This is a genomic window from Pseudoalteromonas sp. XMcav1-K, assembly GCF_044005875.1.
Lineage (GTDB): Bacteria > Pseudomonadota > Gammaproteobacteria > Enterobacterales > Alteromonadaceae > Pseudoalteromonas > Pseudoalteromonas spongiae.
In genome coordinates this window covers 42,855-54,644 of sequence record NZ_JBIPJE010000043.1, presented here as the reverse complement: position 1 = coordinate 54,644, position 11,790 = coordinate 42,855, and the positions used below count along the sequence as shown (strand labels likewise).

Here is an 11,790-nt window from a genome sequence, read left to right as displayed (position 1 = left end):
ATTTAAATAAATCACAAAACTATTTTACTTGACTATGGTATGATGGCGAAAAATTTTGAACACCTAAACTAATATGCATGATTATCAAGCAAGTAATGACGCGCTTAACAACAAAGTCATTCTCGTAACAGGTGCCGGTGATGGCATCGGTAAAGTTGCCGCAATTGAATTTGCAAAACACGGCGCAACGGTAATTTTATTAGGTAAAACAGTTGCAAAACTTGAAGCCGTATACGATGAGATTATCGCATTAGGTGCGCCCCAACCTGCAATTGTACCGCTCGACATGAAAGGCGCAACGAAACAACACTATCGTGACTTAGCAGCCACAATTGAAAATGAATTTGGCCGCCTTGACGGACTATTAAATAACGCTTCTATTATTGGTTCATTAGGCCCACTGGAGCATTTCTGCGTATCAACATTCGAAAACATTATGAAAGTGAACGTTACCGCACAAGCTGTGTTAACTAAGTCGCTTTTTCCACTGTTAAGAAAGTCTGATAACGCATCAATAATATTTACATCAAGTGGCGTTGGCCGCGAAGGAAGAGAATTCTGGGGTGCTTACGCAATTTCGAAGTTTGCCACAGAAGGCATGATGCAAACGTGGTCTAAGGAAGTTAGCAAAACGAATATTCGTATCAACTGCATCAACCCAGGTGCAACACGCACAGCAATGCGTGCAATTGCGTTCCCTGGTGAAGATAAAGACAAGTTAAAAACACCAGCCGATTTAATGCCAACATACCTGTACTTAATGTCGGATGATTCAATTGGTGTAAATGGCCAATCGATTGACGCGCAACCTAAAGTATAAGTTGCAAAACACATAAAAAAATAGCGCAGTAATCTGCGCTATTTTTTTTGCCTTTAAGCTTTGACTGTCTCGTGTTGATTCGACATTGACCACGCATTTAGTAACGCTCTCACGAGCGACGCTAACGGTATTGCAAAGAAAACGCCCCAAAAACCCCACAAGCCGCCAAAAAACAATACCGCAACAATGATATAAACTGGGTGTAAGTCTACCGCTTCTGAAAACAGCAGTGGCACCAATAAGTTTCCATCTAACGCCTGAATAACACCATAAGCAATGATCACATACCAAAACTCACTGCCCACACCAAATTGAAATAACGCCACAAGCGCTACAGGGATTGTTACCAGCGCCGCACCTACAAACGGAATAAGCACCGAGAAACCAACTAACGTGCCAAGTAACGCCGCATAGCGTAAGTCTAATATTGTAAAAGTAATAAACGTGGTTGAACCAACAATTAAAATTTCAAAAATTTTGCCACGTATATAGTTCATAATTTGCTGGTTCATTTCCTGCCAAACCTGACTTATTAGTTTTCTCTCTTTTGGAATAAACTTTTCAAAACCCGCGAGTAGCAAATGTTTATCTTTCAGCATAAAAAACACTAAAAGAGGCACAAGAATCAAATAAACTAACCAAGCCACCACATCTTTTAATGAATTAAGTGACGTAGATAGCACCGTTTGACCAATCGTCACTGCATGCCCTTCCACAGACGACAATATCGATTTAACTTGCTCAGGGTTAACCAATTCAGGATAATTACTCGGAAGCGTCATTAAATACCCTTTTCCCTGCTCTAACATGGAAGGCAAATCTTGCACAAAATTTGATAATTGGTGCCATAACACCGGTATAATACCAACCACAATAGATACAACTACACCACTGAATATCAACATCACCAAAGTGCTAGAAATAACGCGAGACACGCCCGTATGCATTAGTTTTTGTACCGGCCAATCTAATAGATATGCGATAACTAAAGCCACCATAACCGGAATAATATACGTACCAAAAAAATAAAATGCCGCAGCTAAACCCAGCGTCAGCATTAATAATGTAATTGAATTTGGATCTGAAAACTTGCGCGAGTACCATTGTTTAAAAATATGTAACACTAATTCGCTTCCTCAATGGGGTTAGTTACAGTTAATACATTAGATTGCCATGTATAGGTTCGCTGTTGGTTGTCAAGATAGCGAAATACATCGTTAAGCTGTGCATCTTGAGCAAACTTAAACACCACATAATTGGCCGTATTGTTTTGTTTTAATAGATATTTAAATTGAACAAATAATTGAGGACATTTCAGCCCTGTTAAATCTTTCATACAGAATAAAAAACATGTCTTTTACGCAATTAACGTTATCACAAAACGCACCATGAAACAGCTTGATAAAGCAGTTACCGCTCAGTAATTTACAAAGCGCAAGCATGTTTTTGATGATTATGCTAAATTCACAGTATACAAGCCGAATTTGATCATATTAGCTTTCTGTTTATGACAAAACAAAATAAAAAAAACGAACTACCGAAAAACCCCACGTTAAAAGACATTAACTGGTTTAAAAAACAGTTAAATTGGGGTGAACTACCGCCTTTTTATCATTTGGTGGCAGCTTCTGTAGGTGAAGCTGAAGGTGTATTTAGTCATGGCTTTGATAACGCGATTAAGCGTATTACCGATAAACGCAACTGGAACTTAGCACTCCTTGGTGGCGAAGAACTCGAAAACGGTGAAATTAAATGCGATAACCCACCAAGACTTGCCCTTTACCAAGTATTTACGGAACGTGGTTTTGAACTTTTTGCCTTTCCTTATGCCAAAGACAAAGAAATCGACCAATACGTAAAAGAAAATAAATTGATGGAATTTAAAGTATGGGATCCCCATGCAATGCGCAATGTGCTGCGAATTAATCAGCTCCATAAGTACATCCAGTTTTATTTTCAACGCGGTGATGAAGCAGACAAAGCGTTAATTTTGCATTCACATAAAATAGTGCATAAAACCATTGAATTTTTAAAGAGCGAACTAAACGTTATAAAAGTATCGGGTGTGTCGATTAAAGAATACTACCAAAAAGCAGAACGCACAGCCGACGCTTGTGAGGATGAACTTGCACTCGCTCATTTAATGGCAAATGAAATGCTACAAAAAAAGGAATAACATGCCAAAACCCAGCCTTTTAAAAAAGCTAACGTGCTTTTGTTTCGCACTATCGCTTCCTGTTGTGGCTCAAAGTAATTTTAAGTTACCCGATCTCGGCACCTCTGCAGTACAAGTATTATCTATCGAAAAAGAACGCGCCATTGGCGATATTATGATGATGCAAGTGCGTGGCACCTCACGCGTAATGCAAGACCCCGCACTTGATGAATACCTTACCAATATTGGCAATCGTCTTGTTGCTCATGCTGATGACATTCGCTTCCCGTTTGAGTTTTTCTGGATTAATAGCAAAGATATAAATGCGTTTGCCTTTTACGGCGGTCATGTTGGCGTGCATACGGGCCTAATTATGAACGCCGATAACGAAAGCCAGCTGGCGTCAGTACTTGGACACGAAATCGCTCACGTAACACAACGTCACTTAGCAAGGCGTTTACAACAAGCCAAAGACAATCAAGGACTCACCATCGCAGGGATGATAGCCGGCATTTTAACAACCATGATTGCCCCCGACGCAGGTATGGCTATTTTGGCTGCAAGCCAAACACAAGCGCAACTAAGTCAGTTAACGCACAGCCGAGGTGCAGAACAAGAAGCTGACCGCGTTGGCATGCAAACACTAAATAGCGCCGGATTTGATCCCAGAGAATCAAGCGAATTTTTAGCAAAACTTGCCGATCAAATGCGTCATATGCCAAAACCACCGGCATTTTTACTGACTCACCCATTACCCGATTCTCGTGTTTCAGATGTGCGTATGCGCGCACTACAATACCCTGAACGCTTTATCGATTCGTCGTTAGATTTTTCGTTCGCAAAAGCACGCGTGATTGCACGCTACGGGCAAGAAAGCGCGAAAGCAGAACAAGAATTTCGTAAGCATTTACGCATTAACCGTTTTGCACTTACCACAGCAGCAGAGTACGGCCTTGCCTTAACACTGATAGACCAAGAGAAATATGATGAAGCAGATGACCTTCTCACTAATTTAGAGAAAAAAGTACCGGGCAGCTTGTTTATTCTTGATTCTAAAACCGATTTATTACTCGGTCAGAAAAAATACGACGAAGCTCTCGCCATGCTAAAAAAAGAATACCAACGCCAACCTAATAATCAGGTGGTCACGCTCAACTATGCTAATGCGGCTATAACTGCAGGTAAACTCGATTTAGCACACCAATTACTTAAGTACTTTTTGCTCGAAAAACCAGAGCATGTATTAGGTAAAGAACTGCTAGCACAAACTTATAAAGAGCAAGATGACAAAGCGTCTTACCATGAATTAAGAGCCAGCATTTACACTGACTATGGTGCCTATGCTCAAGCTTCAAACGAAGTACAAAAAGCATTGAATCATGTGGATACGGAAGATGAAATTAAGCAGCAACGCTTAAAAGCGCGATTAAAAGAATATCGCCTAATGCAAAAAGAGCTCGCGAAACTTTAATTTCATCTTTAAGCACATTACAATCACGCAAAAAATAGATTTGAGAATCCTATGACTGTTAAAATTTTTCACAATCCTCGCTGTTCAAAATCACGTGAAACCCTTGCATTGCTTGAAGAGAATGCCGTTTCTCCTGAGATTGTTGAATATTTAAAAGATGTGCCAAGCGCGCACGATATTAAGCAACTTTTATCCCTATTAAATTTTGATTCTGCGCGTCAATTAATGCGCACTAAAGAAACAATTTACAAAGAGCTTAATCTAAAAGATGAAACAAGCGAAGACGCATTAATTGATGCAATGGTTGCTAACCCTAAATTAATTGAGCGCCCAATCGTTATCAATAATGGCAAAGCAGCAATTGGCCGTCCACCTGAAAGCGTGCTTGCAATTATCTAATGCCTTATTTATTAGTGCTGTATCATTCTCGTACCGATTCAGTAAAAAATATGGCGTACGAGATCAGCGACGCAGCACAACACGCCGGCATCGACGTAAAAATTCGCTGTTTCAGCGATGATTCTGACGACCTAGTTGTGACCATTGACGATTTAAAAAATTGTGCGGGCCTTGCCTTTGGTAGTCCAACACGGTTTGGCACGATGGCCTCTCCAGCAAAACAGTTTTGGGAAACTACTAGTGATTTATGGTTAGCCGGTCAATTGATTGATAAACCCGCTGCTGTATTTACGTCATCAAGCAGTCAACATGGCGGTAATGAATCTACGTTACTGTCAATGGCATTGCCTCTGTTGCATCACGGCATGCTGTTATGCGGCGTACCCTACGATGTGCCTGCGTTATCAGCCACACAAACTGGTGGCACCCCGTACGGTGCAAGCCATGTATCTGGGCTTACAAATTCAAGCAATTTAAGTCAGGACGAAATCGCCATTTGCCAAAGTGTTGGCAATCGACTCGCTAAACTAATTAAGCAATTACAATGAGTAAAATAGAGAAACAAGCAATTACAAAGCGCTATCAAAAAATTGCGCTATTCGGTTACATTGGGTTATTAATTTTAATGCCAACCTGGTTACTCTGGTTATCACCACGTGAAGGTTACAGCACAGGGTTCGTTATTGGCCTTTACATTGTGCCTTTATTACTACCACTAAAAGGTATTATTCAAGATAAACCTTACACGTATGCTTGGGCTAACTTTATTGTCATTATCTATTTTTTGCATGGCTTTACCTCCTTATGGGTGACGCAAAATGAGATGATTTTTGTTTTGCTTGAGCTGCTTTTTGCCAGTTGTATGTTTATTGGTTGTACATACTACGCTCGCTATCGTGGCCAAGAGTTAGGGCTTAAAATTAGAAAGCTAAAAGAAGAGCTTGCTGAAGAAAAAGCAGCCTTTGAAGATAAAGAATAAAAAAAGCGGCAAATATGCCGCTTTTTTTCAATCTCTCACTAACAATTACTTATCTAATGTTTCAAGCAGTGAGTTAAACCAAGGTGCCGCCACCGGCAAAGGATCAAAGTGTTCGCTCGCATCGACCTTTAACAGATCTATCACTTCATTTCCTTGCAACTCAATGAGTAACTCTCTAAATTTTCTGCCAGCACCACAGTAAGTTTCGCCATAACTACTGTCTCCCATTGCAATCACAGCAAATGGCTTATTAGAAATTAACGGAAACTCCGATTTAAGGGCCAAATACAAAGATTCAAGCTCAAAAGGAATATCCCCCTGCCCAGTTGTTGATGTAACTACCAAAATCACATCACTTGAAACAAAGTCAGCGATACTGCCTGGGTTATAGAGTTCAAATCCATGACCTTTTGACTGTGCAATTGACTCTAGTTGTTCGGCAAGGGCTTCTGCCCCCCCGTAAACGGTACCAATAAAACACCTAATATTTGCCATTTTCTCTCCTAGTGTTAGTGCCCTAATCCAACTTCATTAATGTGTAATGCCCCACATCTTTAACCTCGCAGATGAGGTAGTTAACTTACTCCCAAATTAATAACGCTGGCACCAAAATCAGTTTAGGCAATCAGGTGTTATTTTAGCAACCGATAATCTTTTTCTTCACCTGGCCAGCCTAAGCGCTTAAATAGTTCAAGCTGCGGCTCGCCTATCGAGGCCTCAATATGAATTGTCTGCTTACTAAAGGGATGCTCAAAAGTGAGTTCTTTAGCAAATAGCATCAAGCGATTTAAACCAAACTCTTGCTGGAAAAAATGATTCTGCTTGTTATCACCATAATTTGCATCATTCAAAATAGGATGATTAATATGGTTTAAATGGCGCCTAATTTGGTGCTTACGGCCAGTTTTTGGTAAACACTCTACCAGTGAATAACGCACCGTTGGAAACTTACCAAGTGGTTTATTGATCACAGCTTGGTGTAAACACTTAAAGTCAGTTTGTGCTTCTTGCGCTGGTTTTTCTTTATCGGCAAACTTATCGGCAATCTTATCGTGTTTATATTTGAGTGCATGATCCACATGTAACGACTCTGGCGCAAACCCACGTGTTAGGGCTAAGTACCGCTTGCTGATCTTATGCTCTGAAAAGAGTGAACTTGCGGTACGCGCTACATCACTACTTAAACCAAATAACAACACACCAGAAGTAGGCCTGTCTAACCGATGAAGCGGAAACACATGTTGATCAATTTGGTCGCGTAGCATCTGCATCGCAAAATGAGTTTCACGTTTATCTAAAAAAGAGCGATGCACTAATAAACCCGACGGTTTATCAATCGCAATAAAGTGTTCATCACGATATAAAATCGGTAATTCACCAAACATTAATTAAGCGCCTTATCTAATTTTTTAATCACATCAATCACTTTTGGATAATCGCCTAACATTTGCTCTGCCATCGGCGTGATATTGGCACCTTTTGGCAACGGTTGATTTGCGGCAACGAGTTGCTTCATTTTGATAATAAATACAAATTGTAACCATTGTTCAAACCGCATTGTGTCATAACAAAATGGCGCAGTAGATGCGAATGCTGCAGTATTTGGTGGTGTGTTTGACCACAGTTGATGTACTTTTAACGTGTCACTTAATTCGTCGAGCAGTTGAATGATCATATCGGTGTTATATTACTTAGCTATTCACGTATTTTATCAAAACTTCGCTGCTTTTCATTGTATAATGAGCAAAATGCTCGAATGGATTATTATTAATGCAACACACTATCTCAAGCCTTGGCGAACTTCTTGATAATGCAGGCACAACATGGCGCGTTTTTGACATGGGTCGCCGCATTCAAAAAATTGATAAGCAAACATTTTCGCAAATAGAAAATAATCAAATCCCCTATCCATTTCCATTGCAACAACATGCGTTTTTAGCGATTCAATTTTGGAATAGCCACGAGACAGAAACGCCCTACATTTGGTTTTTGAAAATGCCGCTCGACGAACAAAGTAAACTGGTTCAAGCAAGCCGCAATCATTTTGCATCTATGGTACTCGAGGCACTTGGAAATCAACTTACGGGTAATGATGAAGCGCAAAGCCAGCTCGATAATAACCCGTATGTATTTACACCAAACGCAAATAAACTCGCGGCGTTTAATGCCATTATTAAAAAAGAACTAAAACAAAGTGCATCAACCTACTATGAACATGTAGAACTTTATTTTAGCGGTAAGCTTGGTTTTAATGAATGGCAGCAACTTGGCTTGCAAGGCATCGCTGATTTTGCAATGCGCTTAACAGATACCAATCAAAACAACTTAATAAAAGCATTAGATCAGTTACCACAGCCCGTTGTTAATTCATTGGCTGCAACCCTTGAACACAGTGCAATTTCGGTTGCTTTAACTGAAGCGTTGTACGTTCAGTTTGAAAACGCCGTTAAACAACAAAACAGTGAAAATATCATTAACTACTTACGCATGATGTCGAATACTTCTGCCACTGGTATTTTAGAACGTGCTGTCGCAATATTAGTAACGACACCAACCTTGCTTAACCTTGATACTGTGTTAACGCTCACAGGACGCTGCTGGCATGTGCTCGAAAATCATGTTGTCGCTCTTATGGATTACCTTGCATCAGAGCACGACCAAGATGTTTTTGGTGGCATTTTTGCTGATCTTGTTGCAATTCCAAGTTTACGCCCTCATATGTTAGCAATGATCCGAATGCAAAATAGAAGCGAAGCCCTTTCGCGTGCAATTGGAAAACTATTTCAACAATAATTATTAGGTAACGTTATGGCGTCAATTTGGCTTATTCTGGCGGTTGCTACACTGATCTACTTATTTTGGCTTGACCGACAAGCTGCTGAAAGTGCAAGAGAATATGCCAATCGCCATAGCAAAAAACTGAATGTACAGTTTCTTAGTATTGCGTGTACCAAAAAACGTATCGGTATTTTAAAAAATGGAAAACCAGGGCTTAAATCAACTTTTGTTTGGGAGTTTTCGAGTAATGGCGAAGACAGTTACAATGGCGTCGTTAATTTAGAAAATGACAAAGTAATTAGTGTTGATGTGCCGCCACATAAAATAAACTAATTTTTAGTACGTCAGAAAAAGCTAAGGCGCAACATAATGCCGCGCCTCAAATTCGAAAAAACATCCATTTTTCCTTGGTTATCCATCACCATTTATGCTTTCGCACATCCATTTCTCATCCATTGAAGGAAACCAATCCATGCTTCCCTGGCTATCCTTGTCCCAATTCCTACCCTCATCCTGAGGTGTCCTCTTTGCTCCTAGCCTTTCCCTGTATTTTGGTTTTTCCTAAACCATCCTTTAAACGCTCCTGCGTTTATCCCTTTTGCATCTTTGCAAAACACTAACTCATTTAGTGCACCGCCATCCCTGCATCCTTGTCCTTTGTTCCCTTGATACGCCCTGTATCTATGCCTAAATTCCATTCCTTGGCATAAAACATACTTCCTGTATGTTTGCTTCCTTGTTGATGTTAATAATAGTGAGAATTTGTGACTAATGTAATGAGGTAAATTGATTCTAAATTTATTAATCTTTTATACATATTATAATTTTTCTTGTATTACATAGAGTTAAATGAAAATAAGTGCTATTTACAGCACTTAAAGCATCACAAACTCACATCATTGTGAGATATTTCCTACACACTATTTGTCAGAAAGCGACTTAGCCCTTTTGCTTAACAAACAGTTTTCCAGACACTTTGGTAAATGTAAGTTCAGTTTCACCTTGGTAACCTTCACTTATAAATAAATCGTGAAAACGTTCCCGTGTAATGAACACCGCACTTGCTTGCGCCCCATCAGATTTAACAACGTCATCAATTGCCCTTAATAAGTAGCGGCCGATACCTTGGTGTTGCACATGAGGATCGACTGCAAATAAGCTAATAAAGCAGCAATCAGTGAAGCTTGCGACGGCTTGGTGGATTGCTTTTTCTTTTTCGATAAGCTGATTGGTAGATAATACTCCGGTGTTGAGCATTAATTTTAAGCGCCAGTGCCATACTCTGTCCGCAGCTAAAGCATCATTGGCTTTTTGCACACAGCTAACCGCGAGCAAATTGTCACCGGCAAATACGCCGATAATATGCTGATGGCTTTGCCAAAAGCTAGCTAGCTCTTCACGTATTAATAAGCGGAGTTTTTTCTCGTAAGCACCTTTATTTGCTTTATCGTATCCCAAGATTTGCTGAAATAACTCATCATCGTGATACGCTTGATACAATACACTTGCTGCGATTTTGCAGTCTTCTGCGGTTAAATAGCTGGCTTTTAATTCGGTATCTAACGCTGGGGTTGCTAATGTTTCAGCGGCCATAATATCTTCCTTTATTATTATTGTTCACACTTCAAGTTAGCACATTATTTGAGCTATTCTATAGTTATAGCGTTAAAACAACCTTCTTTAGCAAACATAGGAGCAATATTATGGAATCAGGTTCGCATGCAATGAATGATCTGTTTTCACAACTTGGGCTCGATTCGACAGATGAAGCGATTGAACAATTTATCGCTACCCATAAAATTTCACCAAGCCTAATACTTGCCGATGCGCCATTTTGGAGCCAAAGCCAAGCGAGCTTTATTAAAGAATCAATCGAGCAAGACGCTGATTGGTGTGAAATTATCGATCAACTCGATAGCCTGCTCCGTTAGATTACAGTAAAATTGCCCAATGGTTTTAAAAGGGCACATTTATGCAAGATATCGTCATCGCAACTATCAGTAAGCTGTTAGCTGCCAACAAGCAACCCAACGTTGCACTCGTAAAAGCAAATTTACCTCAACCGGTGCCAATGCCTATCATTATTGATGTGCTTGCACGTTATAAACAAAGCCCAAGCGATTTTGAACGTCAAACACTAAAGCAAGTGCAACAGCCAGAACAAACCTCAAGTGCGTCGCAAACGCAACTCGATCGTATCGAAGCTAAGCTCGATAAATTGTTATCCCTGCTAGAAAATAAATAATCCCATGTACATTGTCGACCTTACCTTTGATTGCTATCAAGACACCACACTCGATGCGGCTGAACAAGCCATAGTGCGTTTAGTTAATGCACTGCGCTTTAATGGCCAAATTATCGGGGAAGAATTTCCAACAACGCTAAAAGATGGCTTTTTTATTACCCGTGTTATGTGCCCAGAAGAAGACGCACTGCATCCATTAAATCACAGTCCATTTGTAAAATTTAGCTTAGAGAAACTCAATGAAGCTGGCTTATTACAGCCAAAAGTAAAAGTAATTGGGCAAGATATTCATTCCAATGGCTCTGACGCTTGCTCATCACCATCGAGCTATATTTTATATACTACCTATTTGCATACCTGTAGCCCGCTATACTGTGGTGACGACTTTATGCCCGTACCACTCTATAAAGTGCCTGCTGTTGCCAATGGTGACTTTAAAGCCCTGCTAAAGTGGCAAGAAGATTGGCAAGCCTGCGACCAAATTCAAATCAATGGTGCAACACGCTGTGAATTTGCAGCAATTAAAGAATTAGCCGATATTGATAGTGACCTTTTTAGACGCGGGATGGATTTATCAAAGCGCATTCGCTTCCTTACGAAAAAACCGGTGTATTACTATTTATACCGAGTGGGCGGGTTATCAAAAGAGCAAGAGTTGTCGCGTAAATGCCCAAAATGTGACGGTGATTGGCGCTTAGAGGAGCCATGGTTTGGCTTGTTCGATTTTCGCTGTGATACCTGTGAGCTGGTATCTAATATTTCATGGGACTTTCAGTAATTTCAATAAAGCAATAAGGCGCAAAGCGCGCCTTATGATAGTAATTACATTAATTACCGCTTTTTCTTCGACAAAAACGATTCTGCAACAGAGCGAAAATTTTGACTGTTGCTGTCACGGCAATTTTTCAACGTAGGTGATGGTGCTTTGGCTCGCAAGCACGAC

At 40.2% G+C, this 11,790-nt stretch carries 16 protein-coding genes; 11 read left to right on the top strand and 5 right to left on the bottom strand.

The window, feature by feature from the left end; translation table 11 throughout:
* The first annotated feature begins 73 nt into the window (after nucleotides 1–73).
* Nucleotides 74–820 carry a YciK family oxidoreductase gene (locus ACHSBP_RS10560; RefSeq protein WP_010559870.1) on the top strand — a complete coding sequence of 249 codons (747 nt, stop codon included), beginning with the start codon at nucleotides 74–76 and terminating at the stop codon, nucleotides 818–820.
* A 53-nt stretch (nucleotides 821–873) separates the two neighbouring features.
* Here the strand turns inward: ACHSBP_RS10560 and ACHSBP_RS10555 are convergent, their stop codons facing one another.
* On the bottom strand, nucleotides 874–1,944 hold the full coding sequence (locus ACHSBP_RS10555; protein ID WP_010559869.1) for an AI-2E family transporter: 1,071 nt from the start codon (nucleotides 1,942–1,944) through the stop codon (nucleotides 874–876).
* Nucleotides 1,945–2,327: 383 nt separating this feature from the next.
* Here ACHSBP_RS10555 and ACHSBP_RS10550 point away from each other — a divergent pair, with 383 nt between their 5' ends.
* Genes ACHSBP_RS10550 through ACHSBP_RS10530 form a run of 5 tightly spaced genes read left to right on the top strand, consistent with a single transcriptional unit; the run spans nucleotide 2,328 to nucleotide 5,824 of the window.
* Nucleotides 2,328–2,996 carry a hypothetical protein gene (locus tag ACHSBP_RS10550; RefSeq protein ID WP_010559867.1) on the top strand — a complete coding sequence of 223 codons (669 nt, stop codon included), beginning with the start codon at nucleotides 2,328–2,330 and terminating at the stop codon, nucleotides 2,994–2,996.
* Nucleotide 2,997: 1 nt separating this feature from the next.
* A complete protein-coding gene (locus tag ACHSBP_RS10545) occupies nucleotides 2,998–4,446 on the top strand; it encodes a M48 family metalloprotease (protein WP_395388807.1) in 1,449 nt (482 codons plus the stop codon).
* A gap of 51 nt (nucleotides 4,447–4,497) precedes the next feature.
* Nucleotides 4,498–4,845 carry an arsenate reductase (glutaredoxin) gene (gene arsC, locus ACHSBP_RS10540; RefSeq protein WP_395388805.1) on the top strand — a complete coding sequence of 116 codons (348 nt, stop codon included), beginning with the start codon at nucleotides 4,498–4,500 and terminating at the stop codon, nucleotides 4,843–4,845.
* On the top strand, nucleotides 4,845–5,393 hold the full coding sequence (locus ACHSBP_RS10535) for a flavodoxin domain-containing protein (protein ID WP_395388804.1): 549 nt from the start codon (nucleotides 4,845–4,847) through the stop codon (nucleotides 5,391–5,393). Before arsC ends, ACHSBP_RS10535 begins: the two co-directional genes overlap by 1 nt.
* Nucleotides 5,390–5,824: a DUF2069 domain-containing protein gene (locus tag ACHSBP_RS10530; RefSeq protein ID WP_010559863.1), complete on the top strand. Its 435-nt coding sequence runs from the start codon at nucleotides 5,390–5,392 to the stop codon at nucleotides 5,822–5,824. Before ACHSBP_RS10535 ends, ACHSBP_RS10530 begins: the two co-directional genes overlap by 4 nt.
* A gap of 45 nt (nucleotides 5,825–5,869) precedes the next feature.
* Here ACHSBP_RS10530 and ACHSBP_RS10525 read toward each other — a convergent pair whose 3' ends face one another.
* The 3 genes from ACHSBP_RS10525 to ACHSBP_RS10515 all read right to left on the bottom strand — a co-directional run bounded on the left by ACHSBP_RS10525 (nucleotide 5,870) and on the right by ACHSBP_RS10515 (nucleotide 7,499).
* On the bottom strand, nucleotides 5,870–6,319 hold the full coding sequence (locus ACHSBP_RS10525) for a flavodoxin domain-containing protein (RefSeq protein ID WP_010559862.1): 450 nt from the start codon (nucleotides 6,317–6,319) through the stop codon (nucleotides 5,870–5,872).
* A gap of 137 nt (nucleotides 6,320–6,456) precedes the next feature.
* Nucleotides 6,457–7,209 (bottom strand): tRNA pseudouridine(65) synthase TruC, encoded by a 753-nt coding sequence (truC, locus tag ACHSBP_RS10520; protein WP_395388803.1) that lies wholly within the window; start codon nucleotides 7,207–7,209, stop codon nucleotides 6,457–6,459.
* On the bottom strand, nucleotides 7,209–7,499 hold the full coding sequence (locus tag ACHSBP_RS10515; protein WP_010559860.1) for a YqcC family protein: 291 nt from the start codon (nucleotides 7,497–7,499) through the stop codon (nucleotides 7,209–7,211). The genes truC and ACHSBP_RS10515 overlap by 1 nt, the downstream gene beginning before the upstream one ends.
* A 95-nt stretch (nucleotides 7,500–7,594) precedes the next feature.
* Here ACHSBP_RS10515 and ACHSBP_RS10510 point away from each other — a divergent pair, with 95 nt between their 5' ends.
* On the top strand, nucleotides 7,595–8,617 hold the full coding sequence (locus tag ACHSBP_RS10510) for a DUF3549 family protein (RefSeq protein WP_010559859.1): 1,023 nt from the start codon (nucleotides 7,595–7,597) through the stop codon (nucleotides 8,615–8,617).
* Between the two features lie 15 nt (nucleotides 8,618–8,632).
* Nucleotides 8,633–8,935 (top strand): DUF3301 domain-containing protein, encoded by a 303-nt coding sequence (locus ACHSBP_RS10505; RefSeq protein WP_395388802.1) that lies wholly within the window; start codon nucleotides 8,633–8,635, stop codon nucleotides 8,933–8,935.
* Nucleotides 8,936–9,541: 606 nt separating this feature from the next.
* On the opposite strand, the gene ACHSBP_RS10500 is transcribed toward ACHSBP_RS10505, so the two are convergent.
* On the bottom strand, nucleotides 9,542–10,195 hold the full coding sequence (locus tag ACHSBP_RS10500) for a GNAT family N-acetyltransferase (protein WP_010559857.1): 654 nt from the start codon (nucleotides 10,193–10,195) through the stop codon (nucleotides 9,542–9,544).
* 110 nt (nucleotides 10,196–10,305) lie between these two features.
* Between ACHSBP_RS10500 and ACHSBP_RS10495 the strand changes: the two genes are divergently transcribed.
* Genes ACHSBP_RS10495 through ACHSBP_RS10485 form a run of 3 tightly spaced genes read left to right on the top strand, consistent with a single transcriptional unit; the run spans nucleotide 10,306 to nucleotide 11,625 of the window.
* On the top strand, nucleotides 10,306–10,533 hold the full coding sequence (locus tag ACHSBP_RS10495; RefSeq protein WP_105171210.1) for a DUF2789 domain-containing protein: 228 nt from the start codon (nucleotides 10,306–10,308) through the stop codon (nucleotides 10,531–10,533).
* 41 nt (nucleotides 10,534–10,574) lie between these two features.
* Nucleotides 10,575–10,847: a hypothetical protein gene (locus ACHSBP_RS10490; RefSeq protein ID WP_010559855.1), complete on the top strand. Its 273-nt coding sequence runs from the start codon at nucleotides 10,575–10,577 to the stop codon at nucleotides 10,845–10,847.
* A gap of 4 nt (nucleotides 10,848–10,851) precedes the next feature.
* Entirely contained in the window at nucleotides 10,852–11,625 is a 774-nt protein-coding gene (locus ACHSBP_RS10485) for a Zn-ribbon-containing protein (RefSeq protein WP_010559854.1), read from the top strand.
* The last annotated feature ends 165 nt before the right edge of the window (nucleotides 11,626–11,790 follow it).